The following is a 25,808-nucleotide window of genomic DNA, read 5'->3' as shown; positions in this document are numbered from 1 at the left end:
ATTCACCATGGCAGGTAGTGCGTTCCGTCGGCTGTTCGGTGGAGAGCCCGATCGCTCTCCATCGAACGCCGCGGGCGCCGGCGGCGTCGACACGGGCCTGACCAGTGCCTACCTCGACGCGGACCGTCGTTTCAGTTCGCTCGACGAGGACGTGCGCACCCTCTCCGCACAGAATCCCGGCGCCTCGGCGGTACAGCAGTGGCCCGCCATCCGCGACCGCTTCGGCGGGGCCACCGAGCGGTACCTGTGGGCCAGCGGCAGCCAGTCCGGCACGCGCCCGCCCACCCCGCAGGATCAGGCCGCCACCGCACGGGAGCTGTCCGACCTCGTCTCCGTCCTCGATCGCTTCCACAGCGACCACGAGCGCACCCTCGCCTCCGCGCGCGGCGCCCGGGCCAGCTCCGCGGCCCAGGAACAGGCCGCGCGGGTCGCGGCCGAGCGCGCCACCGACCTCCTCGCCGCCCCCACCACGGCTCCCTACCTGGGCCTCCGGCCCGTCATCCGGGCCACCGACGCCCTCGTGCTCGCCGTCCAGGCGCTCGACGGTGCGCCGGACCTCCCCGCCCGCGACGCCGCCGCGCAGGGCGTGCTCGAGAAGGCCGCGGAGCTCACCGCCGCGGTCGGCGCCGCCCCGCGAATCGGCGACGACGCACAACACGCACTCGCATCGACGGGAACGCGCCTCCAGGCGGTGCGCAACCGGGCCGCGGACATCGGCGACATCCGTTCGGCGCTGCTGCGCGAGTTCAGCGCGGCCTGCTCGGCCGATCTCGTCGACAACGACAAGGTCGCGGAGCGGGAGTCCGCCGCCGCCGAGACCGCGCTGTCGGCGGCGTCGAGCGGTCTCCGTGCCGGCACCCCCGACCTGGCCCTCGAGAACGTCTCGGTCGCCCGCGATCACCTCGACGCCGCCGACGCGGCGGTGAACGCGGTCGGCGAGCGACTCCGCACGCTGCGCGGGGTGAAGGGCGATCCCGCGGCGCGCGCGGAGCGCACACGCTTCGCCCTCCGCGATGCCCAGTTGCTCACCGTCCAGAAGCAGCAGGTCCATCGCTGGGGCAGCGTGCTGGACGCGCAGCACGCCCGGATCGAGCGGGCGATCGCCGACCTGGAGCGCGTGCACCCCGACTACTGGCAGTACCTGCAGACCCTCGCCGACATCGACCGCGTGATCGCCGACGCGGTGAACCGCATGCGAGGGCGGACGTGAGCACCGAGCTGCGCCATTTTCGCCAGCTCCCGGACGAGGTCCGGCAGCGCCTGTTCCACCTGCCGCCGCAACCCTTCGACCGCGCTGCTCCCCGGGAGGAGCTCGCGTTCGGCCTCGGCGCCACGCTGTACGTGCCCGCGACGAGGCCGGACCTCGCCGGCACCATCCGACGGCGGTGGTCCGACGGGGTGTTGTCCATGGTGATCGACCTCGAGGACGCCGTCGCCGACGACGAGGTCCAGCACGCGATCCGGGCCACCGCGGCGGCGCTGTCCGAACTCGCCGACGGCTCGGGGCCACTGCCGCTGCTGTTCCTCCGCCCGCGCAGCACCGCTGAGACGGCCTCCCTCCTGGACGCGGTGGGCGACGGTGCGCGGGCCCTCACCGGGGTGGTCCTACCCAAGTTCACGGCGGCCGCGGGACGCGACGCCCTCGCGGTGCTCGCGGCCAGGGACACGCACCTCTACGCCATGCCGGTGCTGGAGACCCCGTCGATCGTCTACCGCGAGTGCCGCGACGAGCAGCTCGGCGGCATCAGCGAACTGCTCGCCGAGGAGCGCGAGCGGGTCCTCGCCGTGCGGATCGGCGCCACCGACATGTCGGCCCTGTTCGGCATCCGGCGCGACCGCGATCTGACGATCTACGACGTGCACGTCGTGGCCGAGACCATCTCGGCGATCGTGAACCGGCTCGCGCGCTCAGACGGCACCGGCTTCGTGGTCACGGGTCCGGTGTGGGAGTACTTCGCCGATCACGAGCGCATGTTCCGCCCGCTGCTGCGGGCCACGCCCTTCGAGCGCAACCACGCCGCCCGGTTCCGCGAGAAGCTGCTCGTGGGGCGCGACCTCGACGGGCTGCTCCGGGAGACCGCGCTGGACCGGGCGAACGGCCTGCACGGCAAGACGGTCATCCACCCGTCGCACGTCGCGGCTGTACACGCGCTCTCGGCCGTGACGCACGAGGAGCATCAGGACGCGCTCGACATCATGCACGGCGAATCCGGCGGCGTGGGCGCTTCGAGCTACCGGAACAAGATGAACGAGATGAAGCCGCACCGCAATTGGGCCCGACAGACTCTGATCCGCGCGGACCTGTTCGGCGTGACCCGCGCCGAGGTCGGCTTCGTCGACCTGCTGACCGCGCTCGTGGAGGAACGATGACGGCGTCACCCGCTCTGTGCCGGAGCCTCGGGATGCACGTGAACGGCGAGCCCGCACTCGCGGAGCTCGTCGTGCCGGGGCTGCGCCGCAACCCGCGCCGCGCCCATCTGCTCGTCTCGACGGTGCTCGGCAAGCACGTACCCGCCGAACCGAGCGCGGTCCGCGCGGCGGCGGATCGGCTGGCCGACCGGGTCGCGCAGGAACTCGACGGTGACCCCTGCGTCGTCTTCGGGTTCGCCGAGACCGCAACGGGCCTGGGCCACTGCGTGGCAGCACGCCTGGACGCCGCCGTGTACCTGCAGTCCACCCGCCGCACGGGTGCGACGATCCACGGCGAGTTCACCGAGGGGCATTCCCACGCCACGTCGCACCTGCTGCAGCCGACCTCACCGGACCTCCTGTCCGCCGCCGATGTGCTGGTCCTCGTCGACGACGAGATCTCGACCGGTGCGACGGCGCTGGACTCGATCCGCGCGCTGCACGCGCTCGCACCGCACAGCCGGTACGTGGTGGCCTCACTGGTGGACGTCCGCTCGCCCGCACACGCCGCCGAGAACGCACGAGCAGCAGCCGATTCCGGACTCGACATCGTCTTCGTCGCGCTGGCGCGGGGCACCGTCGACCTGCCGGACGGGCTGTCGGAGCGCGTGGCCGAGCTCCCCGCCACGCCCTTCAACCCCGTCGCCGCGCAGCGGGGCACCGTCGAGGTCCTCCCTGCGCCGTGGCCGTCGGACGTGCCCGACGGTGGCCGGCACGGCGTGCTCGCGGCCGACCAGTCACGGTTACGGGACGCCGCGGCGGAGGTCGCCGCGGTGCTCGCGCCCCTCCTCGACGAGCGGCCCGTGATCGTGATCGGCCACGAGGAGCTGATGTACCTCCCGCTGTGCGTCGCCGAGTCACTGGCCGCCGACGGTCACCCGGTGCGGTTCCAGACCACCACCCGCTCCCCGGCACTCGTGCGCGACGAGGACGGGTATCCGCTGCGGAGGGGCTTCGAATTCCTCTCCCCCGAACCGGATCCCGAGGCGCCACGTCGGTACCTGTACAACGCGCAGTGGGCCCGCGAGGAGGCGCGGATCGTGTTCATCGCCGACTCGCCCGCCGACACCGACCGGCTGCGCGCACCGGGTGGTCTCCTCGACGTGCTCGCCGCGGCCGGGCACGACGTCCTGGTCGCCGTCGTTCCCGCCTCCGACCAGGCCGAGCTCGGCGCGGCCCGTGCCGAAGCGGCAGCGCGATGACCGCGATCACCCCGCCGCTGCGCGGACCCGGGTTCGGTTCGTACGCACCGGACGAGGTGACCTGGCTCCTCAAGGATCTCTCCCACGTGGCGCTGGAGGCCGATATCGTCGAGCGCGAGCGGCGCATCCAGTCGGGCGAGGCCCACTACGCCGAATCGCTGCCCGTCGAATACCAGCCGAGCGCCGAGTACCGGGCCCTGTTCGACGCGGCGCTCGCCGGCTCGGCGCCCCGGCTCGCGGAAGCCGTCGGCACCGTGACGGAGCTGCTCCTCGCCGAGCGCGGGCGCGAGCTCGTCCTGGTCTCGCTCGCGCGCGCGGGCACGCCGATCGGGATCCTCATGCGCCGATGGGCGCAGCACTTCCACGGGTACGACCTGCCGCACTACGCCGTGTCCATCGTGCGCGGCCGCGGCATCGACCACGTGGCGCTCGATCACCTGGTGGCGCACCACGACCCGGCCTCCATCGTGTTCGTCGACGGCTGGACCGGGAAGGGCGCGATCACCCGCGAGCTCGCGGAGGCGCTCGATGAGTACGCCGCCGCCACCGGTGTCCGCCTGAACCCGGATCTCGCGGTGCTCGCCGACCCCGGCCACTGCGTGCGCACCTTCGGCACCCGCGACGACTTCCTCATCGCCTCCGCGTGCCTGAATTCGACGGTGTCCGGGCTGGTCTCGCGCACCGTCCTGAACGCCGACCTGATCGGGCCGGACGAGTTCCACGGGGCCAAGTTCTACGCCGAACTCACGCCCTACGACGTCTCCGGGCTGCTCCTCGACGCCGTCGCCGCCGCCTTCGACGGTGCCGCTCCCGCCGCCCGCGCGGTCGCCGCCCGGCTCGCCGCCGATCCCGGTGCGCGCGAACCCGACTGGTCCGGGTGGGCGACGGTGGACCGGGTCCGTGAGGAGTACGGCGTCTCGTCCGCGAACCTGGTCAAGCCCGGGATCGGGGAGACCACTCGGGTGTTGCTGCGCCGGGTTCCGTGGCGCGTGCTGCTGCGCGATCCGGACGATCCCGATCACCGGCACATCCGGCGCCTGGCCGCCGAGCGCGGCGTACCGGTGGAGATCGTGCCGGATCTGGCGTACGCGTGCATCGGCCTGATCAAGGAGGACTCGTGATCGCCTTCGTCACCAGCGATCTCGACCGCACGCTGATCTACTCCCGGGCCGCCGCCGGTCCGGCCTTCGACACCGTCGATCCGGTGTGCGTCGAGATCTACCGCGACGCACCCCTGTCGTACATGTCGGCGGCGGCGCACGCGGGCCTGGCCGTGCTCGCCGCCGCGACTCCCCTGGTCCCCACGACGACCCGCACGCCCGAGCAGTACCTCCGGGTGCGGCTGCCGGGCACACCGTCCCGGTACGCCATCTGCTCCAACGGCGGCGAGATCCTCGTCGACGGTGCTCCGGACCCGCTGTGGCAGGACCATGTCGGCGGCCTGCTCGCCGCACTTCCGGCGGACCTCGACGCGATCGCCGCCGAACTCGAGAGTCGGCTGGAACCCGCGTGGGGCGCGCGGCTGCGGCTCGTTCCGGGCCTGTTCGCCTACGTGGTCTCCGACGTGCGGATCCCGGCCGAGGCCGTGGCCGCGTGGCGGGCGTACTGCGAACCCCGCGGGTGGACGGTCTCGCAGCAGGGCCGCAAGTTCTACACGATCCCCGCGCCGGTGACGAAGTCCCGCGCCGCCCAGGAGGTCCGACGACGCCTGATCGAGTCCGGCGCTCTCGAGTCCGGAGCGCGCTGGCTGGCCGCGGGCGACGGCGCCCTGGACGCGGATCTGCTCGAGGCCGCCGACGGCGCGATCCGGCCGCGGCACGGCGAGCTGGAGGAGCTCGGCTTCTCCCTGCCCCACCTCACGCTCACCGAATCAGTCGGCATCGGCGCCGGCACGGAGATCGTCGCCTGGCTCACCGCTGGAAGCGCCACCGGAACCGCTGTACCCGTCCCCGATCCGATCAAGGAGATCCGATGACCGCACTGTCCAAGGGCCAGAACGGACCGCTGCCCGCCGGTCCGGTCACCGTCACCGTCGACCTGCCGGCCCCCGCTGACGTGTCCGCCCTGCTGGTCACCGAGAGCGGGAAGGTGCGCTCCGACGCCGATTTCGTGTTCTTCAATCAGCCGAACGGGCCCGGCGTGAGCCTGGCGAACGGGGCTCTCCGAATCGACGGCTCCCAGCTGCCGGCCGACATCGCACAGGTCCGGGTCGCGATCACCCTCGACGACGCGTCGTCCTCGTTCGGACGGTTCGGCGCTCCTGTCGCGCGGGTCGCCGACGGTGCCGGAAACCCCCTGTACGACTACGCCGTCGACGGCCTCAGCAGCGAGTCGGTGGTGATCGCGGTCGAGGTGTACCGGCGCGGCGCCGACTGGAAGGTCCGCGCCGTGGGGCAGGGCTACGCCGGCGGCTTCGCGGACATGGTGCGCGACCACGGCGTCAGCGTCGACGACGCGCCCGCCGCGCAGGCCCCCGCCGCGACACCGCCCGCGCCGCAGCCCGCGGCACCGTCGAACCCGGTTCCGCCCGCCCCGGCACAGAGCACGCCCCCGGCCCCGTCGAGCACGCCGATCGACTACTTCGCGACCGGTGCGGCACCGTCTGCCCCGGCGGGCAGTGCGCCCATCGACTACTTCAACGGCCCGGCCCCGCAGAACCCCGCTCCCCAGGCACCCCCGCAACAGTCCTTCACTCCCACCGCACAGCTGGCCGGACAGCAGCCGCCGCCCGGCAGCGGGGAGATCCGCCTCACGAAGAACCGTCGCGTGGACCTCACCAAGGGCCAGAAAGTGGTGCTGCGCAAGGACGGCGGCGTGCAGCTCACCCAGATCGCCATGGGCCTCGGATGGGACCCGGTGCGTAAGCAGGGGCTGTTCGGGGCGAAGAGCAAGGACATCGACCTCGACGCGTCCGTGGTGATGTTCTCGGGGCAGCAGATGGTCGACACCGTCTACTTCGGCGAGCTGCGCTCCAAGGACGGCTCGATCCAGCACCTCGGCGACAACCTCACCGGCGCCGGCGACGGCGACGACGAGGTCGTGAACGTCGACCTGCCCGGGGTGAACGCAGCGGTCACGTCCTTGGTGTTCATCGTGACCTCGTACCAGGGACAGAAGTTCGATCAGGTGGCGAACGCCTACTGCCGGCTCGTGGACTCCACGACGGGCGTCGAGCTCGCGCGGTTCGCCCTCGCGGGCGGCATGCCCTACACCGGGATCGTCATGTGCACCATCTCGCGCCAGGGCGGCGAGTGGAAGCTGCAGGCGATCGGCGAGTGCATCAACGCCAAGACCCCGCGCGACGCGGTCCCGCAGCTGGCGCGCTTCCTGCCGTGACGCCGTGGAGGATCGACCCCGCCCTACGGGGTCGATCCTCCACAGGGCGTGGCCGGCGCTAGGTGCTCGCGGCCAGCTTCTTGGTACGCAGGTACAGCGCCGCGCAGATCGCGGCGAACAGCACCACGCCCAGCGCCTCACCCCAGTGCAGGAAACCCTCGCCGATGAAGGGCAGCGCCAGCGGCTCGTCCTTGTTGGTCGCCACCACGATGCCGGCGTAAACCACGCCGAAGAGCGACTCGCCGACGATCAGGCCGGTCGCGAGCAACGTGCCGAGCCGCTTGCGGCCCTCCGCCCCGTCACCGGACCGGTCGGCCCAGCGGTTGTAGAAGAACCCGAGCACCGCACCGACCGGGATCATCAGGGTCACGCTCATCGGCAGGTACATACCCATGCCGACCGCCAGCGGAGGCAGTCGGAACTTCGAGAAGCGTCCCAATCACCTCGTCGATCACGATCACGCCGGCGCCGATGAGCGCGCCGAGCCCGATGAGGCCCCAATCCAGATCGCCGCCGAAGACACCGTCGGACAGCTTCGCCAGCAGCGACGCCTGCGGCGCCGCGAGCGCGTTCTCCCCGGCGCCGGGCGCGCCGACGAAACCGAAGCCGCTCTGCAACAGGTCCAGCACCGGCGGGATGATCGCGGAGCCGAAGGCCACGCCGATGACCAGGGCGACCTGCTGCTTCCACGGCGTCGCGCCGACGAGCTGGCCCGTCTTGAGGTCCTGCAGGTTGTCGTTGGAAATGGTGGCGATGCTGAAGATGATCGCGGCGGTGAACAGCGTGTACGCCACGAGCGCCGTCGCGGTGTCGCCCGCCGACGGCCCCCAGACCACGCGGATGAGCAACGCCGCGGCCAGCACCACGAGGATGCCGACGCCGGACACGGGGCTGTTGGACGCGCCGATCAGGCCCGCCATGTACCCGCAGACCGAGGCCACGACGAGGCCCAGAACCAGGATGAACAGGATGCTCAGCAGGATGATCCCGCCGGACTGACCGTCCAACGGATTGGTCGCGGAGCCCGCCTTGGGCGTGCCGGTGAACCACCACAGCAGAACGCCGATCGGCACGAGAGACACGAGCACGACGGCCGCCACGTACGGGAACGGCATGTCGCGCTCGGTGATGTCCACGAGCTGGCCCTCGCGGCGCTTGCGCGAGCTGGCGATCGAATCGGCGATGCCGCGCAGGACCGGTCCGAGGATCTTGATGAGCGTCCAGACGGCGGCGATGGCGATGGCGCCGGCGCCGATGAGGCGCACTTCCTGGCTGAACGCCGTCGAGATCACCTTGGTGATGCTCCCGGTCTCGGGGAGATCGCCCGCAGTCCAGATCGGGAGCAGCACGAAGTAGGAGATGACGAGACCGACGATCATGGCGATGCCCACGGTCAGGCCCACGAGGTGGCCGACGCCGATGAGCGCGAAGGACAGGCCCGGCACGAACAGGGTGCCGCCGCTGCCGATCTTCAGGGTGGTGGACAGGCCCTCGGCCACGACCTTCATCTTCGCGAGCAACGCGTATCCGGCGGACGCCACGGAGCCGAGCAGGATCAGCCGCAGGCCGCGCTTGTTCTCGGTGGCCCCCTCCGCCGTATCGCCGACCTTGAGCACCTCGGCGGCCGCGACACCCTCGGGGAAGGGCAGGTCGGAGCCGGTGACCAGCGCGCGGCGTAGCGGGATGGAGTACATGACGCCGAGCACGCCGCCCACGAAACACACGAGCATGGTGATCCAGTAGGGGAAGCCCTGCCACCACCCGATCATGACGAGACCGGGGAGGATGAACACGATCGCCGACAGCGTGCCCGCCGCCGACGCGATCGTCTGGACGATGTTGTTCTCCACGATGGAGTGGTTCGCGAAGTAGCGCAGCAGCGCCATCGAGATGACGGCGGCGGGGATCGACGTGGCGAAGGTCAGGCCGACCTTCAAACCCAGATAGGCGTTCGCCGCGGTGAACACGAGCGTGATGAGGCCGCCGAGGACGACGGCGCGGGCCGTGAACTCCCGCATGCCGGATCGCGGCTCGGCGGTGAGCGGAGTGGACATGGTGCTATCCCTTCAAAGGACGGTGGCCTGTTCGGCCGAACGTGAAAACCCTAGGTCCAAGCACGCGATCGTACGACGGGAACGCGCCAGGTCGTGCGGCGTGGTCACGAGTCGTAAGGTGGATGGGTGCGATTCGGAGTCGTGATCCTGCCCCAGTACCCCTGGCCCGAGGCCCGTCGCCGCTGGCAGAAGGCGGAGGAGCTGGGCTTCGACCACGCCTGGACCTACGACCATCTGTCGTGGCGCACTCTCGCCGACCAGCCGTGGGGAGCGACGATCCCGCTGCTCACCGCCGCGGCCACCGCCACGGAACGGATCCGGCTGGGCACCTTCGTGACCTCCCCGAACTTCCGGCACCCCGTGCCCTTCGCGAAGGACCTCGCGAGCGTCGACGAGATCTCCGGCGGTCGCGTCCTCCTGGGGATCGGCTCCGGCGGCACGGGATTCGACGCCTTCGTGCTCGGGCAGCCCGAGCTCACCCCGCGCGAACGACACGAACGGTTCGTCGAGTTCACGCGCGACCTCGACGTACTGCTCCGCTTCGAGCAGGACGGGCCCCTCTCCTTCGACGGTCCGCGCTACCGCGCCGTGGATGCGCGCATGGTCGGGACGCCGGCACAGTCCCCGCGCATGCCCTTCGTACTCGCGGCCAACGGCCCGAAGGGTCTGCGGCTCGTGGCCGAACAGGGACAGGGCTGGGTCACCACCGGGCCCGACGGTGACGGTGGTGACGCCTGGTGGTCCCGCGTCGCGGAGCTCGGCAAGCGCCTCGACGACGCCCTCGACGGCGCCGGGCGCGCTCCGGGGAGCATCGACCGCTACCTGTCGATCGACTCCGGCGGGACCTACTCGCTGAGCTCCCCCGATGCCGCCGACGACGCCGTGTGCCGCGCAGCCGAACTCGGTTTCACCGACGTCATCCTGCATTGGCCGCGCGACGGTGAGCCGTACCTCGGCACCGAGGCCGCTCTCGACGCCTTCGCGGAGCGACACCTGAACAGCTGACGGACTCGAGCCACCCGTTCCGTTCTGTCCCCACCGGAACGCCGGGCGAATCGGCGGGGACCGAACGGAACGGGGGGACGCCGGTCCGGCCGGGCTGGGATCTTTCGACACCGAACAGCCACAGCCCATTGCAAGCTCCCTCCCGGGCGTTTACCTGAGCTTTGCCAACTCATCACGTATCGGTTCTACATTGGCGACGACCAGCCACGAGCTCAGCCCGAGCCGCCCAGCTCAGCCATAGGGAGAACCCATGCGCCTGCCCGACCTCCGCCTGCTCACCGATCACGACGGCAAGTCCGCGCGCTCGCACACGACCTGCAAGTACAAGTGCGGCAACCAGTGCTTCCGCGAGCACGACAACCAGTCCGAGGGCGAGTACTTCGGCGACATCACCCGCCGCACGGCGCTCCGCGGCGCGGGTGTCGCGGCGATCGGCGCCGGCGCGATCACCGTCCTCGCGGCGTGCGGCGACTCGGGCTCCACGGGCGCGGGCGCGTCGTCGAGCGCGGCGGGGAACGGCGCACCGTCGGCCGATGTGACCGCGCCCGGCCTGAACTTCCCGGCGATCGCCCCGAACAAGGCCGACGCGGTGACCGTGCCCGAGGGCTACGAGCAGGCCGTGGTGATCCGTTGGGGCGACCCGGTACTGCCGGGCGCGCCGCAGTTCGACTTCGACAACCAGACGCCCGAGGCGCAGGCGCAGCAGTTCGGTTTCAACAACGACTTCACCGATCTCATTGCGGTGGATGGCAAGCCGGATACCTTCCTCATGGTGTGCAACCAGGAGTACACGACGGGCACCGCGATGTTCTTCGGTTACAAGGAGGGCGACCCCACCGAGAACCAGGTACGCGTCGAGATGGCCGCGCACGGCATCACGGTGGTCGAGGTCAAGGGCGAGCCCGGCTCGGGCAGGCTGACTCCCGTTCTCGGCGAGTACAACCGGCGCATCACGGCGTCGACGCCCTTCGAGCTCCGGGGTCCCGCGGCCGGCACCTTCTTCACGAAGACGGCCGCCGACCCGACCGGTACCCGCGTGCTGGGCACCATCGCCAACTGCTCCGGCGGTATCACCCCGTGGGGCACGATGATCTCGGGCGAGGAGAACTACACCAACTACTTCTCCGGCACCGACAAGCCGCCGCTGGACGGCCTCAAGGAGGGTTGGAAGCGGTACGGCGTGGGCAAGGACGAGGACGCGCACCACTGGATGAAGTACGAGGACCGGTTCGACCTGTCCAAGGAGCCCAACGAGATCAACCGCTTCGGCTACCTCGTCGAGGTGAACCCGCACGACCCGAAGTCCACCCCGATCAAGCACTCCGCACTCGGCCGGATGAAGCGCGAGGGCGGCAACATCTTCGTCACGCCCACCGGCGACGTGGTCACCTACTGCGGCGACGACTCGAAGTTCGAGTACATCTACAAGTTCGTCAGCTCGCGGAAGATCCAGCCGGGCAAGGGCGCCGCCGCGATGGAGGCGAACATGCGCATCCTCGATGAGGGCACGCTGTACGTCGCGAAGTTCGAGGGTCAGAAGGTCGAGAACGGCAAGGTCCCGGACGGTGGCTACCAGGGCAACGGGAAGTGGATCCCGTTGCTCACCACCAAGGCCGACGGCAGCGCGCAGTCGCACGTCGACGGTATGCCGGCGGAGAACGTCGCGCTGTGGACCCGCGTCGCGGGCGACGAGGTGGGCGCCACCAAGATGGACCGCCCCGAGGACATCGAGCCGAACCCCAAGACCGGCAAGATCTACTGCGCTCTGACCAACAACAGCGACCGCGGTACCGAGGGCAAGGCCGGCGTCGACACGCCGAACCCGCGCGTGAAGAACAAGAGCGGCCAGCTGCTCGAGATCACCGACGACCACACCGGCACGACGTTCTCCTGGGACCTGCTCCTGGTCTGCGGTGATCCCACCGCGGCCGACACCTACTACGGCGGCTTCGACAAGATCAAGGTCTCGCGGATCAGCTGCCCCGACAACGTCACCTTCGACTCGCACGGCAACCTGTGGATCTCGACGGACGGCACCAACGCCACCTTCGACAGCAACGACGGCCTGTTCGGCGTCGTGCTGGAGGGCAAGGACCGCGGCCTGACCAAGCAGTTCCTCACGGTGCCCTTCGGCGCGGAGACCTGTGGTCCCGTCGTGCGCGACAACCGCGTGCTCGTCGCCGTGCAGCACCCGGGCGAGACCGACGACGCCACCGCCGACAAGCCCACCTCGCACTGGCCCGACGGCGGCGACTCGCAGCCCCGCCCCTCCGTGGTCGCGGTGTGGAAGAAGAGCGGCACGATCGGTTCCTAGTTCCGCTGCGCGCCAACGATTCTCCGTTTCGTCGAAGTGGCCCGCTCGCTCCGCTTCCGGCGCCGACGGTGCCGTCCCCTCCCTCGAGGGGACCGGCACCGTCGCACATGTGCCTAATATCGACACCATGACTCCCGCGCCCGAAGCCCCCGACGCTCCGTCGACGCCGGCCTCAGACGCCGCGCTCGTCGACCTCGCCGCGCGCCTGCGGCCTCCGCTGCTCCAACTGCACTTCCTGGTGCGCCGCAACACCCCGGGGCCGGACCTGACGCCCGCACAGCAGGCCGCACTGCAGAGCCTGCTGCGGCTCGGCCCGGTCCGGATGGGCGAGCTGGCCCGCTACCTGCGGATCCGCCTGCCCTCCGCGACGAGCGCCGTCGACGGGCTGGAACGGCTCGGCCTCGCCGAGCGCAACCCCGATCCCGATGACGGCCGCGCCGTGGTGGTCCAGCTCTCCGAGCACGGCACCCGGCTGACGTCCGAGCTGATCGCGGCGCGCAACACGATGCTCGCGGGGCACCTGAGCGAGCTCACCGACGCCGAGCGCCGCAGCCTGGACGCGGCGGTGCCCGCTCTGAACCGCCTCATGGAGCTGTACCGGGACGCGATCTGACGCGGCGGCCCCTGAAGACCTCTGAGGAATCGGTCACATCGCCTTGTGCTTCGTGCGGAAAAATAGTTAGAGTTTCGTAGTATTGAAAGGAGCTGCGATGACGACCACCGCCGAACGTACTGAGACCGATCACGGGCACCCCAGCCTGCGCGACACGCTTTCCCATCAGCCCAAGGCGGTGTGGGTCACGGCGTTCGCCGCGGTCATCGCGTTCATGGGGATCGGGCTCGTCGATCCGATCCTGGTCTCGATCGCGGAATCGCTGCACGCGACGCCCAGCCAGACGACGCTGCTGTTCTCGTCCTACCTCGGCGTGCAGGTCGTGGCGATGCTGTTCATCGGCTGGTTCACCTCGATGTTCGGCGCCAAGCGCACCGTGATCGCGGGCCTGCTGCTCATCGTCGTCGCCGCAGCGGCCTGCGCCCTCGCGAACTCCATCGGCGTGCTGGTGGCCTGGCGCGCGGTCTGGGGCCTGGGCAACGCGCTGTTCATCGCCACCGCACTCGCCGTCATCGTCGCCGCCGCCACCGGCGGCCAGCAGGGCGCCATCCTGCTCTACGAGGCCGCGCTGGGCGTCGGCCTGGCCGTCGGCCCGCTGCTGGGCGCCGTCCTCGGCGGCGTCTCGTGGCGCGGACCGTTCGCCGGCACCGCGATCCTCATGCTGATCGGCGCCGTCCTGTGCGCCACCATGCTGCGCTCCGACGCGGCCGAGGCCAAGGAGAAGCGGCAGCGCGAGGGCACCGTCTCGCCCCTGGCACCGCTCAAGGCCCTGCGTCAGCGCGGCCTGTTCCTCACCGGCCTGGGCTCGGCGTTCTACACCGCCGCCTTCTTCACCATCCTCGCCTGGTCGCCGTTCGTCCTGCACCGCAGCGCGTACTTCGTAGGCGCCGTGTTCGTCGGCTGGGGCCTGCTGGTGGCCATGAGCGGCGTGTGGCTCGCCCCCAAGGTGGCCGCCTCGCTCGGCGAGCGAGCGGGATCGATCGTCGCGGTACTCGTCTACGGCGCGCTGCTCGTGGTCGCGGCCGTGGGCCACGAGAACGTGCCCGTCGTGGTCACCGTCGTCGTGCTCTCCGGCATCCCGTCGGGCGTGCTGAACACCCTGTTCACCGGCACCGCGATGTCCATCGCGGATGCGCCCCGCCCCGTCGCCAGCGCCGGCTACAACTTCCTCCGCTGGGCGGGCGGCGCTCTCGCCGCGACCTTCGTCGCGCACTTCGCGAACTGGTTCGGCGGCCCGGCCGCGCCCTTCTACATCGGCGCCGGAGCGTGTGTCGTCGCCGCGGTGATCCTCACCCAGGTCCGTGGGTCGAAGGCCGATTCCCGCACCGTCCCCGCCGAGGCCGCACTGGTGGGCGACGCGGAGTTCTGATCGTCTCCACGCGAGAACCCCGGCGAATCACGACGATTCGTGCGGGGTTCTCGCCCATCTGCACGTTGGGTACCGTGAGGGCATGACCGACGACGCCCGTCCCCTCGCCCTCGTCACCGGCGCCTCCCGCGGCCTCGGCCTCGCGATCGCGCGGGAGTTGGCCCCGTCGCACCGCCTGCTGCTGGGCGGCCGCCCCTCCCCCACGCTCGACGCCCTCGTCGCCGAATTCGACGGTGCCACTGCCTTTCCGGCCGACCTGACCGACCACGCCGCGGTCGCGGCGCTGGCAGCGCCCGTCGACCGGCTCGACGTCCTGGTGCACAACGCCGGGCTCGGCCGGATCGGGCGCATCGAGGACACGCCGGCCGCCGACTGGCGCGACATGTTCGAGGTCAATCTGCTCTCCGTCGTCGAGCTGACCAAGGCCCTGCTGCCCGCGCTGCGCGCCTCCGGCGGCCACGTCGTGCTCATCAACTCCGGCGCGGGCAAGCGGGCCAACCCCGGCTGGGGCGCGTACGCGGCGAGCAAGTTCGGGCTGACCGCGTTCGCGGAGGCCCTCCGCGCCGAGGAACCGGAGCTCCGCGTGACCAGCGTGTTCCCGGGCCGCATCGACACCGAGATGCAGCAGGACATCTTCGCCGCCGAGGGCCGCGAGTACTCGACCGAGGGGCTGCTCCGTCCCGGGACCGTGGCGGCCGCAGTCGCCCAGGCCGTCGCGACCCCGGATGACGCGCACCCGACGGAGATCATGCTCCGGCCCCGCTGAGGTCCACCACCGGGTCCCGCTCGGGCGTAGGATCGGGAGGGTGAGTGCCGAGCTGTGGGCCCAGACGGACGACTACCTCGAACGGACGGTGGCACCGGATGCCGCCGCCTTCGCGCCGATCCGCGATGCGCAGGCCGCAGGCGGGCTGCCGGACATCGCGGTGTCCCCCACGCAGGGCAAATTCCTCTACCTGTTGGCGTCCATCGCCCGCACCGAGCGCGTCCTCGAGATCGGCACCCTGGGCGGCTACAGCACCGCGTGGCTGGCCCGCGCGGTCGGGCCCGAGGGCACCGTCGTCACCCTGGAGTACTCCCCCGAACACGCATCCGTCGCGCGTGCGAGCCTCGACGCCGCCGGGCTCGGCGAGCGGGTCGAGATCCGGGTCGGCGCCGCCCTCGACGCGCTGCCCTTCGTCGAGGGGCCGTTCGGGCTGGTGTTCATCGACGCCGACAAGGCGAACAACCGCGCCTACCTCGACTGGGCACTGCGCCTCAGTGTCCCGGGCACGGTCATCGTGGTGGACAACGTGATCCGTCGGATCAGCGAGGAGGGCCCGGACGCGGACGGGACGCGCGGCGCCCTCGAACGGCTCGGCTCCGACCCGCGGCTCGACGCCACCGCGCTGCAGACCGTGGGCGTCAAGGGCTGGGACGGCCTTGCGATTGCCCTGGTGCGCTGATCAGGAGCCGAAGCCCGGCAACGTGATCGGGGACTTGTAGAGCGAATTCACCCGCTCACCGTCCAACCACGCCGTGAGGCGTTCGGCCTCCGCGTTCAGGGCCGTGCGCGCGGCCCGGGGCGTCCCCGCCGGGAGCACCAGGCCGACGGTGCCCTCGTCGTCCTGGATGTACGCCCCGATGATCCGTCCGTCCCACCACGCCGTGGTGCCGGCATTGCCCGCTCGGTCGTAGATCGCCTGGGCGAAGCCCGGATCCAGATAGAAGTCGCGTTCCTTCCAACCCATGGACGTGGGGTCGAGAGCCGGCAGCAGCGCTCCCCAGGGCTCGACGGGCTCGACCGGGTCCTCGTCCTCCGGCAGCACCCAGCCCGTGGCTCCGCGCTCGAGTTCCACTGGCACGGCTCCGATGTCGGCGATCGCGCGCCGGATCACCGACTTGGTGGAGCCGAACCACCACACCACATCGGTCTCGGTGACGGGTCCGAAGGCGCGCAGGTACTCCCGTACCAGTTCGGCGTGGCCCGCGGCTGAGTCCGCGGGCTCCACCGCCGCACCGAGCCAATCGTCGGCGCGCGCCCAGAGATTCCGGTTCACCCGCCAGTGGCTGGCGTTGCGAGCGCGTGCGAGATCGCCCGTCGCGCCGAGCCAGGTGAGCACACGCGGCGCGAGATGCTGATCGCCGCCGTACTTCTTGCCCTCGAACCGGGTGATCTGCCCGGTCAGTTCCGGCACGGTCTCGCGGAGTTCCTGCGCGCTGAGTTCGCGGCCGCGTAGGGCGGCGAGGACCGCCGCACGGGCCTCCGCGAGCCAGGCGGCACCGTCGGCGGCGATCCCGCCGGCCTCGACGTCCTTGCACACCTTGGCATGCTCCTGTGCGGCCACCCGCGCCGACGGTCCGCCCAACGCGGCGGGGAGTGCCTCACGCGGGAACACGAACATGGTCCGACGCATGGCGAGTTGCTTGACGAGGCTCCGCTCGGCGTACAGCTCGCGCTCGAGATCGCCGATCGCGAAGCCTTCCAGGCGTGCCCGCAGCGACAGGTAGGGCGTGGCGGGCTCGGTGGCATGCAGCGCGACCACCGCTCGGACCGCCTCCGCCACCGTCGACACCGGTTGCGCGAGGGCATGATTGCGAGCCATTCGGGCACGACGTTCCGCGTCGTCGATCAGGCGCATCCTGCGCTCCCCTCTCGTGGAGTTCCCAGGCTAGAGCATGCACCCGACATCGGATATGTGTTCGTATATATGGCGTTCACTCGAATCTCGGCGTAGACTTGCTGTAGCGAGAGGGGGTACCAGTGATCGAGAATACGACCGCCACTGAGTATCTCGCCGCGCTCGCCTCCTTCGAACAGGCCGCGGAGCGTCTCGCGGCATCCAACCCCGTCATGCTCTCCTCGCAGGAGGTGCTCGATGGGCTGCGTCGGCTCGAATGCGCCGCACGGAAGGTGCCCAGCTCCCAGTACTGGCTCACCGAGGTGGGCATCGAGCAGGGCCTGCCCGGGCAGCTCGGGTACACGGGCGCGAAGGAGATGCTGATCGATCAGCTCCACCTCGCCGGCGGTGAAGCCCAGGACCGCATCCGCGGCGCCCGGTCGCGCGCGCCGCGGCAGGAGCGCGGATACGCACCCGAACCCCGGCTGGCCGTGCTCGCGGGGGCGCAACGCGACGGCCTGCTCTCCGAGCGGCACGCCGTCGCCGTCGAGAAGGCCCTCGACAAGTGCTCCCGCAAACTCGCCGACCCCGCGCTGCACGATCTGGAGGACATGCTGGTCACCGCCGCCGTCGGCGGCTGCACCCCCGACGACATCACCAAGCTCGGCAACCGGGCCTGCGAGCTCCTCGATCCCGACGGGACCGAACCGTCCGCCGAGGACGTCGCCCGCAACCGCGAACTGTCGATCGGGCGGCAGGGCGAGGATCTGATGTCCGGGCTCGCCGGGGTGCTGTCCCCAGAGGCGCGGGCGCTGATGGACGTGGTGCTCGAGAAGCTCGCCCGGCCCGGCGCGAACAACCCGGACGACGCGCACGCGCCCGTCGACATCGACGACGCGGATGCCGTCGCCGTAGCGGCGAAACGAGATCGGCGCACGGCCGCACAGCGCAACCACGACGCCCTCGTCGCAGCGTTGCGAGCGGTGATCGCCTCGGGTGCGCTCGGGCAGCACCGTGGCCTCCCCTGCGTCCCCATCATCACCCTCGGGATCGACCAGCTCGAATCCGAGACCGGGATCGCGACCACCGCCACCGGCGGCCGCCTGCCCGTCGAAGACGCGCTACGGATGATGGGCGCCAACCCCCGGTACGTGCTCCTGCTGGACGTGGCCTGCCGGCCGCTGTACCTCGGCCGGGAGAAGCGCCTCGCCTCCGCGGACCAGCGGATCGCACTGTACGGCTCCGAGAAGGGCTGCAGCGCACCCCGATGCGACGCCCCGGCAACGCGATGCCAGGTGCACCACATCACCGAATGGGCCGACGGCGGCGTCACCGATCGACGTCCTCACCCTCGCCTGCGACAAACACCACGGCAAGGTCGTCCCCAGCCACGACGATGTGCGGCGCGGCTTCGAAACGATCACCATCCCCCACGGCGAGAACGCCGGCCGCACCGGCTGGCGGCGCACCGCCGACCCCACCGACGAGTACCGCGTCAACCACCAGCACCATCCGGCCGAGCTGTACCGACTCGCCCAGCAGCACCACCGAGAACGTCAGCAGCAGTTCGCCGATGCCTGGCGTGCCCAGGATCTACGCGCCCAGCACGAGGAGTTCGTCGGCTCCATCCGCGACGACATCGCGGCGATCCTCGACGGGCCGCACGGCCCCCCGATCCTGGAGAACCTACTCGCCGAGGACGACGCCGCGAATCATCGGCACGAGGCTCCGCCATGGCCGATGGACAGCTACGCCGCGGCCTGACGCAGCCGGCGTACGCGCCGGGCGAGCGAGGCCCGGCCGACTGTCAGTCGAGCGCGCCGAGGTTGCGCGCCAGGTGATCCCGGCCGGGCCCCCGCAGTTCGTCCAGGACGACGGTGCGCCCGCCCATCGCGAGCAGGATCGCCTCGGCACTCCCCCGCACCTCCGGTCCACGGCCGAAGGACCAGCCGATGTCCTCGGCGACGAGGCGCACTCCCCTGCCGCGGATCGCGCCGCGCAGGGGCGGGGCGTAGGTGGCGAAGTTCAGGGCGGGCCGGATCCGGTCGACCGGCACGGATCTCGGCAGGCCCAGCGGCCGGCGGATGTCCTGCTGATGGATCATGCAGTCCGTGAGGCAGATCCGGCTGCCGAAGCCCGCGGCGATCCCCCGTGGGCGGAGGTGAGACCGGTACGCGTCGATCAAGTCCGCTGTCGACATGTCGGACAGCTCCGCCACCCGTCGCCGATTCGACCGCGGGCTCGGGTCAGCGCGGCCGATCACCATGCGGGAGAGCAGCTCCGGGGTGGAGTGCAGATCGTAGCCGATGTGGTGCGCCACGACCTCGCGCACCGTCCAGTCGCCGCAGAGGCTCTGCGCGCGCCACTGGTCCACCGTGAGGGTCTCGATGAGCGCGAGCATGCTGCGCCGTTCCTCGGTCGCCAGGTCGGCCACGGATCCGATCACGGCGCAGCACCCTCCTACGGAACGATGTTGACGAGCTTGCCGGAGACCACGATCACCTTGCGCGGGGCACCGTCGAGCAACTCGGCGACCTTGGGCTCCGCCAGGGCGGCGGCCTCGAGGGCGGCGTCGGAGGCGTCGGCGCCGACGGTGATCCGGGCGCGGACCTTGCCCTTCACCTGCACCGGGATCTCGACGGTGTCCCGCACCAGCCACTGATCCTCGGCACGCGGGAACGGGCCGTGTGCGAGTGACTCGTTGTGGCCCAGGCGGTTCCACAATTCCTCCGCGATGTGCGGGGCGACCGGGGCCAGCATCAGGGCGAGCGGCTCGGCCAGGGCACGGGGCGCGCCGCCCGGGTAGGCCTTCGTGAGGTGGTTCGTCAGCTCGATCAGCTTGGCGATGGCGGTGTTGTCGCGCATCTCCGCGTAGTCCTCGCGCACCCCGGCGATCGTCTTGTGCAGCACGCGCATCGACTCGTCGGACGGGGTCTCGTCGGTGACGCGGACCGTGCCGGTCTCCTCGTCGATCACGGCACGCCACGCACGCTGCAGGAAGCGTTGCGCACCCACGACGTCCTTCGTGGCCCACGCGCGATCCTGATCCAGTGGCCCCATGGACATCTCGTACACCCGCAGGGTGTCGGCACCGTAGTCCCGGGCGATCTCGTCCGGTGCCACGGAGTTCTTCAGGGACTTGCCCATCTTGCCGTACTCGCGGTTCACCTCCTGATCGCCCAGGAAGAACGTGCCGTCGCGCTCGACCACCTCGTCGGCCTGAACGTAGACGCCGCGGGAGTCCGTGTAGGCGAAGGCCTGGATCATGCCCTGGTTGAACAGCTTCCGGTAGGGCTCCCGCGAGGTCACATGCCCCAGGTCGAAGAGCACCTTGTGCCAGAACCGGGCGTACAGCAGGTGCAGCACCGCATGCTCGACGCCGCCCACGTACAGGTCCACGCCGCCCGGGTCCTGCGGGCCGTTCACCTCGGGCCGCGGGCCCATCCAGTACGCCTCGTTCTCCTTGGCGCAGAAGGTCTCCGTGTTCGTCGGATCCACGTAGCGCAGCTGGTACCACGAACTTCCGGCCCACTGCGGCATGACATTGGCGTCGCGGGTGTAGTCCTTGAGCCCGTCGCCCAGGTCCAGCTCGACGTGCAGCCAATCCGTGGCCTTCGCCAGCGGGGGAGAGGGCTGCGAGTCGGAGTCCTCGGGATCGAAGGCCACGGGAGCGTAGTCCTTCACCTCCGGAAGCAGAACCGCCAGTTCGGATTCCGGGAGGGCGTGGGGCGCACCGTCGGCATCGAAGACGATGGGGAAGGGCTCGCCCCAGTACCGCTGGCGCGCGAACAGCCAGTCGCGCAGCTTGTACTGCACCGTGCCCTCACCGGCGCCGGACTTCTCGAGGAAGGCGATGACGGCGGCCTTGGCCTCCGCGATGGGAAGGCCGTTGATGTCCAGCTCGGCGTTGGCGGAGTTCACCGCGGTGCCCTCGCCCGTGTACGCCTCGTCGGTGACGCCGGCCTCGCTGCCGACCACCTCGACGATGGGCAGGCCGAACTTCGTGGCGAACTCGTGATCGCGCACGTCGTGGCCGGGGACGGCCATGATCGCGCCGGTGCCGTAGCCCATGAGCACGTAGTCGCCGACGAACACGGGAACCTGCTCGCCGTTCACCGGATTGATGGCCGTGGTGCCCAGGAAGACGCCCGTCTTCTCCTTGCCCTCCTGGCGCTCCAGGTCGGACTTCGCGGCGATCGACGCGCGGTACGCGGCGACGGCCTCAGCGGGGGAGCCGGCGCCGCCCGTCCACCGCTCATCGACCTCCGACGGCCATGCCGTCGCGGTCAGCACGTCGACCAGCGGATGCTCGGGGGAGAGCACCATGTAGGTGGCGCCGAACAGCGTGTCCGGGCGGGTGGTGAACACCTCGATCCGCTCGCCGGCGGCGGTGAAGGCGACGCGCGCTCCGCGGCTGCGGCCGATCCAGTTGCGCTGCATGGACTTGACCTTCTCGGGCCAGTCCAGCACGGCCAGGTCGTCGATCAGCCGATCCGAGTAGGCGGTGATCCGCATCATCCACTGCCGCAGCTGCTTGCGGTAGACGGGGAAGTTACCGCGCTCGCTGCGGCCGTCCGCCGTGACCTCCTCGTTCGCGAGCACAGTGCCCAGGCCCGGGCACCAGTTCACCAGCGAGTTGCTTTCGTAGACCAGACGATGATCGTCGAGGACGGCGGCGCGCTCGGGCACCGTCAGGCCCGACCACTCGCGGCCGTCGGGCACGGCGCGGGTCCCCGAGGCGAACTCCGCCTCCAGCTCCGCGATCGGCCGCGCGCGGTCCTGGGCGGCGTCGTACCAGGAGTTGTAGATCTGCAGGAAGATCCACTGGGTCCAGTGGTAGAACTCCGGGTCGGTCGTCGAGACGCGGCGGCGCTCGTCGTGGGCCAGGCCGAGCGTGGCGATCTGCTCCAGGTAGCGCTCGATGTTCTTCTCAGTGGTCACCCGGGGGTGCGTGCCGGTCTGCACGGCGTACTGCTCGGCGGGCAGGCCGAATGCGTCGAAGCCCATCGTGTGCAGCACGTTGGCGCCGTTCATCCGGTGGTACCGGCCGTAGACGTCCGTCGCGATGAAGCCCAGCGGGTGACCCACGTGCAGGCCCGCGCCCGACGGGTACGGGAACATGTCGAGCAGGAACAGCTTCTCGGCGGGGAGCGCGTCGTCGCCCCGCAGCGGCCCGACGGGGTTCGGGGCGTTGAACACGCCGCCCTCGCGCCACTCATCGCGCCACCGCTGCTCGATCGCGCCCGCGAGCTCGGCCGTGTACCGGTGGGCGGGGCCGGCCGAGGGAGTCTGTTCACCGTTCTGCGTCACCCCACCAGCGTAAACAGCCCGGGCCCGTCACCTCTGCGCGGGCCCGCGCGCGGCGGCGGCCACCCCGGAAGCGGGGAGGGCGCACCGATCCCGGATGGATTTGCGCAGGTATCTAGACTGGACGGGTGTTCGTGCTGGTTGTGATCCTCGCTCTGGCCGCGGTGGCGGCCGTCATCGTGGGCGGCGCCGGGCTCGCCGGCCGTCTCCCGGAGAACGGCATCGTCGGCGTCCGCACCGAGCAGACCCTCTCCGACCCACTGCTGTGGCGCACCGCCAACCGCGTCGCCGGACCGGGCCTCGTGGCCGCGGGTGTCATCTTCGGCGCCGGCGCCCTGGTCGGCGTGGCGATGGACGCCCCCTGGTCGTTCATCGCGGTCGCGGTGGCCGTGGTCGCAGGCCTCTTCCTCGCCGGCTTCGGCGCCCTGCAGGGCGCTCGCGCGGCGTCCATCCAGGCGCGCCTGCAGATGCCCCAGGCCACCTGCTGCAGTGCCGATGAGGCACCGTCGGACGACCCGGCGGACGATTGCGGCGTGACCGGCGGCTGCGGCGCGTGTGCCCTCAAGGGCATGTGCGACCATGAGGCACGCCCGGCGTAGCCCATGCGCAAGCTCCTCGACAAGCTGTCGATCGACGGCTTCATCCTGGCGATCTTCGCCGCAGTGGGCGTCGCGGCGCTGTTCCCGGCGACGGGTCGCGCGGAGCCGGTCGTCGACGACGCGGTGACCGTGGCCATCGCGATCCTGTTCTTCCTCTACGGCGCGCGGATCCACCCGCGAGAGGCCATCGCCGGCCTGCGGCACTGGCGCCTGCACGTGGTGATCCTGAGCTTCACCTTCGTGGTGTTCCCGATCATCGGTGTGCTGCTGCGGTTCGCGCCGGAGGTGCTGCTGCGGCCGGAGCTGTACGCGGGCTTCCTGTTCCTGACGCTGCTGCCGTCGACGGTGCAGTCGTCCATCGCGTTCACGTCGATCGCGGGCGGCAACGTGCCGGGCGCGATCGTCAGCGCGTCGGTGTCGAACCTGCTCGGCGTGTTCGTGACGCCGCTGCTGGTGCTGGCGCTCATGGCCACCACCGGCGAGGTGACCTTCCACAGCAGCTCGATCGTCGACCTGTGCCTGCAGCTGTTGCTGCCCTTCCTGCTCGGCCAGCTGCTGCGGCCGTGGGTGGGCGGGTTCGTCACGAAGTACGCGGCGGCGCTGAAGTACGTCGATCGCGGCTCGATCGTGCTGGTGGTCTACTCCGCGTTCTCGGCGGGCATGCGCGAGCACATCTGGAGCCAGGTCTCCTGGGTGGGCGTCGTGCAGCTGATCGTGCTGTCCGTGGCGCTGGTGCTGCTCATGCTGTGGATGACGCGCGCCACTGCGGAGAAGCTCGGCTTCGACCGCGCCGACATGATCGCCATCCAGTTCTGCGGCACCAAGAAGTCCATGGCCACGGGTCTGCCGATGGCCGCTGTGCTCTTCGCCGGGCAACCCGTGGGGCTGCTGGTGCTGCCGCTGATGATCTTCCATCAGATCCAGCTGATGATGTGCGCGTGGATGGCCGCCCGGTACGGACGCGAGCTCGAGCCCGCCCCCGCCTGACCTTCACTCCACGACCGGTTGCTCCGCGACCTTCGCGAGCGTCGGTTCCATCGTCCGCAGGAACCAGGCCCGGCTCAGGGACGTGGGCTGGTAGACGGAGTAGGTGAGGTCGAGGTCGGCCACTACCGCGGTACCCCGTTGCACCTGCGGTAACGCCGAGTAGCCCGGGAGCCGCAGAAGGTCCTCGCCCGTCGCCCCGTTCGGGTAGATCGCCATGAAGTTCGCGCCCACGCGGGGGAGGAGCTCCAGCGAGACCATCCCGCGCGTCGCCGGGTTGACGAAGCGCGGCTCCTCGCGGATCGCCTTCGGCACCGTCAGGCCGAGCTCCGCGAAGAAGGTGTTCGTCGGGTCCTCGGGACTGGCTATCACGTTGAAGCTCGACGCCGCGGCCGCGTACTGGGCGACGAAGCCCGTCTTCCCCTTCAGCCCCGGATACCGTCGTGCGAAATCCGTGACGGCGTCGTGATCGGCGGCGATCACCCGTTTCGCCTCGGCCTCCTTGCCGAGGATCTTCCCCAGGGCGAGGAGCTGGGCGTCCCAGCCCGAGTCCTTGCCCGTAGCGGCGATACCGCCCAGCACCCTCGTCACACCGCTCACCGCGGTGAAGTTCGCGCCCTTCACGATGCGGTGGTCGCCCACGAACAGGTCCGGCTTGTACTTCGCGATCTCCTCCGCGGGCAGGCTCGAGGCGCCCGACGCCTTGATCACCGGCACGTCCTTGAGCAGCTCCCGCTGCCACGCCGCGGGCAGCGGCTGCGTGAGCTGCACGATCGCGACCGGCTTGATCCCCAGGGCCAGCACATTGTCGATCGAGTACCCCTGCGCCACGATCCGTTTCGCGCCGACCGGGTACTCCAGCGTCCCGTTGGCCTGGGCGATCGAGACCGTGGAGGCCGACGGTGCCGCGGGCCCCGTCGGGCTGGAACCGCAACCGGCGAGCAGGGCCAGGGCGGCGACGACTCCGGCGAGCCGTTTCATCAGGCGACCACCGGCTGGGTCGCGACCTTCGCCAGCATCGGCTCGATCTTCTGCAGGATCCAGGCACGACTCAAGGAGGTCGGCTGGTTCATGGACACGATGGTGTGCAGATCGGAGACCAGCGTGGTGCCGTTCACCACCTGGGGAAGGCCCGCGCACCCGGGGAGGCGCTGCAGGTCGGCCTCGCCCGCGCCGTTGGGGTAGATCGCCATGAAGTTCGCACTGATCGTGGGCAGCTGCTCCAGCGACACCGGTGCCCGGCCGCCCTGGATCGTGGTGTTCGCCGAGAACGCCGGGTTCTCACGGATGCCCTTCGGCAGGCTCATGCCGAGCTCCGCGAAGAACCTGTTCGTCGGGTCGTTCGCCTGGGCGACGAGGTTGAAGTTGCTGGACGCGGCGATGTACTGCGCGACGACGGCGGTCCTGCCGTCGAGCCCGGGGTTCCGCTGGCGCACGGCGGCGACGTTCGCCTTGTCGTCGGCGATCACCTTCGACGCCTCCGTCTGCTTCCCGAGGATCTGTCCGAGCGCCTCGAGCTGGACGTCCCACGCCGCCTTGGAACCGTCCTTGTCGATACCGCCGAGCACCTTCGAGACGGGCGCGAGCCGGTCGTAGTTGGTGGACACGACCTGGTTGTCGCCGACGAACAGATCGGGGCGGTACTTCGCGACCTCCTCGACCGGGACGGTCCGCTTGTCGGGCATCTTGATGATCGGGACACCGTCGAGCCTGTTCCCGTGCCAGGGCGCCGGGAGCGGGACCTGCCCCTCGATCACCGCCGCGGGCTTGATGCCGAGCGCGAGCAGGTTGTCGATCGAGTAGCCGGCGGCGACGATGCGCGTCGGCCCGACCGGAAACTCCGTCACGCCCTGGACCTGCGTGATCGTGACGGTCTTGGCTGCGGGGGCGGCACCGTCGGAGCCCGCACCGCCGCACGCCGCCGTGACGAACCCGACCACCGATACCGCTGCGACGAACGCCGTGGTGCTCCGCTTCATGAACCCTCCTGAGTGTCAGGAAGGTAAGACTAACCTA

Annotated in this window: 20 protein-coding genes and 2 pseudogenes; 16 read left to right on the top strand and 6 right to left on the bottom strand. The window is 70.6% G+C overall.

The window, feature by feature from the left end:
- The first annotated feature begins 7 nt into the window (after positions 1 to 7).
- Genes AXK61_RS13930 through AXK61_RS13905 form a run of 6 tightly spaced genes read left to right on the top strand, consistent with a single transcriptional unit; the run spans position 8 to position 6,947 of the window.
- A complete protein-coding gene (locus tag AXK61_RS13930; protein WP_082789351.1) occupies positions 8 to 1,210 on the top strand; it encodes a hypothetical protein in 1,203 nt (400 codons plus the stop codon).
- Positions 1,207 to 2,370, top strand: coding sequence for an HpcH/HpaI aldolase/citrate lyase family protein (locus AXK61_RS13925; protein WP_414929998.1), 1,164 nt, complete (start codon positions 1,207 to 1,209; stop codon positions 2,368 to 2,370). Before AXK61_RS13930 ends, AXK61_RS13925 begins: the two co-directional genes overlap by 4 nt.
- Positions 2,367 to 3,611: a phosphoribosyltransferase family protein gene (locus AXK61_RS13920; RefSeq protein WP_068570173.1), complete on the top strand. Its 1,245-nt coding sequence runs from the start codon at positions 2,367 to 2,369 to the stop codon at positions 3,609 to 3,611. The genes AXK61_RS13925 and AXK61_RS13920 overlap by 4 nt, the downstream gene beginning before the upstream one ends.
- Positions 3,608 to 4,732 (top strand): cysteine protease StiP family protein, encoded by a 1,125-nt coding sequence (locus AXK61_RS13915; protein ID WP_082789350.1) that lies wholly within the window; start codon positions 3,608 to 3,610, stop codon positions 4,730 to 4,732. The genes AXK61_RS13920 and AXK61_RS13915 overlap by 4 nt, the downstream gene beginning before the upstream one ends.
- Positions 4,729 to 5,586: a hypothetical protein gene (locus AXK61_RS13910; protein WP_068745888.1), complete on the top strand. Its 858-nt coding sequence runs from the start codon at positions 4,729 to 4,731 to the stop codon at positions 5,584 to 5,586. Before AXK61_RS13915 ends, AXK61_RS13910 begins: the two co-directional genes overlap by 4 nt.
- The gene (locus AXK61_RS13905; protein WP_068745886.1) at positions 5,583 to 6,947 is read left to right on the top strand and encodes a TerD family protein; all 1,365 of its coding nucleotides are present in this window, start codon (positions 5,583 to 5,585) and stop codon (positions 6,945 to 6,947) included. Before AXK61_RS13910 ends, AXK61_RS13905 begins: the two co-directional genes overlap by 4 nt.
- A gap of 58 nt (positions 6,948 to 7,005) precedes the next feature.
- Here AXK61_RS13905 and AXK61_RS13900 read toward each other — a convergent pair.
- Positions 7,006 to 9,001 (bottom strand): annotated as a pseudogene (locus AXK61_RS13900) (OPT family oligopeptide transporter).
- A 126-nt stretch (positions 9,002 to 9,127) separates the two neighbouring features.
- On the opposite strand from AXK61_RS13900, the gene AXK61_RS13895 reads away from it, so the two are divergent.
- The 6 genes from AXK61_RS13895 (at position 9,128) to AXK61_RS13870 (ending at position 15,747) form a co-directional block, all read left to right on the top strand.
- A complete protein-coding gene (locus AXK61_RS13895) occupies positions 9,128 to 10,006 on the top strand; it encodes an LLM class flavin-dependent oxidoreductase (protein ID WP_068745884.1) in 879 nt (292 codons plus the stop codon).
- A 250-nt stretch (positions 10,007 to 10,256) separates the two neighbouring features.
- On the top strand, positions 10,257 to 12,320 hold the full coding sequence (locus AXK61_RS13890; protein WP_068745882.1) for a PhoX family protein: 2,064 nt from the start codon (positions 10,257 to 10,259) through the stop codon (positions 12,318 to 12,320).
- Positions 12,321 to 12,447: 127 nt separating this feature from the next.
- Positions 12,448 to 12,933 (top strand): MarR family winged helix-turn-helix transcriptional regulator, encoded by a 486-nt coding sequence (locus tag AXK61_RS13885; protein WP_068745880.1) that lies wholly within the window; start codon positions 12,448 to 12,450, stop codon positions 12,931 to 12,933.
- A 97-nt stretch (positions 12,934 to 13,030) separates the two neighbouring features.
- On the top strand, positions 13,031 to 14,302 hold the full coding sequence (locus AXK61_RS13880; RefSeq protein WP_068745877.1) for an MFS transporter: 1,272 nt from the start codon (positions 13,031 to 13,033) through the stop codon (positions 14,300 to 14,302).
- Between the two features lie 82 nt (positions 14,303 to 14,384).
- The gene (locus AXK61_RS13875) at positions 14,385 to 15,068 is read left to right on the top strand and encodes an SDR family oxidoreductase (protein WP_068745875.1); all 684 of its coding nucleotides are present in this window, start codon (positions 14,385 to 14,387) and stop codon (positions 15,066 to 15,068) included.
- A 40-nt stretch (positions 15,069 to 15,108) separates the two neighbouring features.
- A complete protein-coding gene (locus AXK61_RS13870) occupies positions 15,109 to 15,747 on the top strand; it encodes an O-methyltransferase (RefSeq protein ID WP_068745873.1) in 639 nt (212 codons plus the stop codon).
- On the opposite strand, the gene AXK61_RS13865 is transcribed toward AXK61_RS13870, so the two are convergent.
- Complete coding sequence (locus tag AXK61_RS13865; RefSeq protein WP_231855545.1) at positions 15,748 to 16,887, bottom strand: winged helix DNA-binding domain-containing protein; 1,140 nt, start codon at positions 16,885 to 16,887, stop codon at positions 15,748 to 15,750.
- 248 nt (positions 16,888 to 17,135) lie between these two features.
- On the opposite strand from AXK61_RS13865, the pseudogene AXK61_RS25720 reads away from it, so the two are divergent.
- Positions 17,136 to 18,080 (top strand): annotated as a pseudogene (locus tag AXK61_RS25720) (DUF222 domain-containing protein); the annotation flags it as partial.
- Positions 18,081 to 18,300: 220 nt separating this feature from the next.
- Entirely contained in the window at positions 18,301 to 18,666 is a 366-nt protein-coding gene (locus AXK61_RS25715) for a hypothetical protein (RefSeq protein ID WP_068745866.1), read from the top strand.
- Positions 18,667 to 18,709: 43 nt separating this feature from the next.
- On the opposite strand, the gene AXK61_RS13850 is transcribed toward AXK61_RS25715, so the two are convergent.
- Together AXK61_RS13850 and leuS are read right to left on the bottom strand one after the other, a co-directional pair.
- On the bottom strand, positions 18,710 to 19,348 hold the full coding sequence (locus AXK61_RS13850) for a maleylpyruvate isomerase family mycothiol-dependent enzyme (RefSeq protein WP_231855544.1): 639 nt from the start codon (positions 19,346 to 19,348) through the stop codon (positions 18,710 to 18,712).
- Positions 19,349 to 19,362: 14 nt separating this feature from the next.
- Positions 19,363 to 22,212 carry a leucine--tRNA ligase gene (leuS, locus tag AXK61_RS13845; RefSeq protein WP_068745864.1) on the bottom strand — a complete coding sequence of 950 codons (2,850 nt, stop codon included), beginning with the start codon at positions 22,210 to 22,212 and terminating at the stop codon, positions 19,363 to 19,365.
- 125 nt (positions 22,213 to 22,337) lie between these two features.
- On the opposite strand from leuS, the gene AXK61_RS13840 reads away from it, so the two are divergent.
- Positions 22,338 to 22,808: an SdpI family protein gene (locus tag AXK61_RS13840; RefSeq protein ID WP_068745862.1), complete on the top strand. Its 471-nt coding sequence runs from the start codon at positions 22,338 to 22,340 to the stop codon at positions 22,806 to 22,808.
- 3 nt (positions 22,809 to 22,811) lie between these two features.
- The gene (locus AXK61_RS13835) at positions 22,812 to 23,795 is read left to right on the top strand and encodes a bile acid:sodium symporter family protein (protein ID WP_068745859.1); all 984 of its coding nucleotides are present in this window, start codon (positions 22,812 to 22,814) and stop codon (positions 23,793 to 23,795) included.
- 3 nt (positions 23,796 to 23,798) lie between these two features.
- Here AXK61_RS13835 and AXK61_RS13830 read toward each other — a convergent pair whose 3' ends face one another.
- Together AXK61_RS13830 and AXK61_RS13825 are read right to left on the bottom strand one after the other, a co-directional pair.
- Entirely contained in the window at positions 23,799 to 24,773 is a 975-nt protein-coding gene (locus AXK61_RS13830; protein WP_068745857.1) for an ABC transporter substrate-binding protein, read from the bottom strand.
- The gene (locus AXK61_RS13825; protein WP_068745855.1) at positions 24,773 to 25,771 is read right to left on the bottom strand and encodes an ABC transporter substrate-binding protein; all 999 of its coding nucleotides are present in this window, start codon (positions 25,769 to 25,771) and stop codon (positions 24,773 to 24,775) included. Before AXK61_RS13825 ends, AXK61_RS13830 begins: the two co-directional genes overlap by 1 nt.
- Between the last annotated feature and the right edge of the window lie 37 nt (positions 25,772 to 25,808).

The sequence above is a fragment of the Tsukamurella pseudospumae genome, from assembly GCF_001575205.1.
GTDB classification, from domain to species: Bacteria; Actinomycetota; Actinomycetes; order Mycobacteriales; family Mycobacteriaceae; genus Tsukamurella; species Tsukamurella pseudospumae.
This window is presented reverse-complemented; position numbering and strand designations above follow the sequence as displayed.

What these genes read in the sequence shown, in the direction of transcription:
- AXK61_RS13880 (WP_068745877.1), top strand. Translation starts at nt 13,031, where the DNA reads ATGACGACCACCGCCGAACGTACTGAGACCGATCACGGGCACCCCAGC.
- AXK61_RS13890 (WP_068745882.1), top strand. Translation starts at nt 10,257, where the DNA reads ATGCGCCTGCCCGACCTCCGCCTGCTCACCGATCACGACGGCAAGTCC.
- AXK61_RS13825 (WP_068745855.1), bottom strand. Translation starts at nt 25,771, where the DNA reads ATGAAGCGGAGCACCACGGCGTTCGTCGCAGCGGTATCGGTGGTCGGG.
- AXK61_RS13930 (WP_082789351.1), top strand. Translation starts at nt 8, where the DNA reads ATGGCAGGTAGTGCGTTCCGTCGGCTGTTCGGTGGAGAGCCCGATCGC.
- AXK61_RS13830 (WP_068745857.1), bottom strand. Translation starts at nt 24,773, where the DNA reads ATGAAACGGCTCGCCGGAGTCGTCGCCGCCCTGGCCCTGCTCGCCGGT.
- AXK61_RS13920 (WP_068570173.1), top strand. Translation starts at nt 2,367, where the DNA reads ATGACGGCGTCACCCGCTCTGTGCCGGAGCCTCGGGATGCACGTGAAC.
- AXK61_RS13905 (WP_068745886.1), top strand. Translation starts at nt 5,583, where the DNA reads ATGACCGCACTGTCCAAGGGCCAGAACGGACCGCTGCCCGCCGGTCCG.
- AXK61_RS13835 (WP_068745859.1), top strand. Translation starts at nt 22,812, where the DNA reads ATGCGCAAGCTCCTCGACAAGCTGTCGATCGACGGCTTCATCCTGGCG.
- AXK61_RS13885 (WP_068745880.1), top strand. Translation starts at nt 12,448, where the DNA reads ATGACTCCCGCGCCCGAAGCCCCCGACGCTCCGTCGACGCCGGCCTCA.
- AXK61_RS13875 (WP_068745875.1), top strand. Translation starts at nt 14,385, where the DNA reads ATGACCGACGACGCCCGTCCCCTCGCCCTCGTCACCGGCGCCTCCCGC.
- AXK61_RS13915 (WP_082789350.1), top strand. Translation starts at nt 3,608, where the DNA reads ATGACCGCGATCACCCCGCCGCTGCGCGGACCCGGGTTCGGTTCGTAC.
- AXK61_RS13865 (WP_231855545.1), bottom strand. Translation starts at nt 16,887, where the DNA reads ATGGCTCGCAATCATGCCCTCGCGCAACCGGTGTCGACGGTGGCGGAG.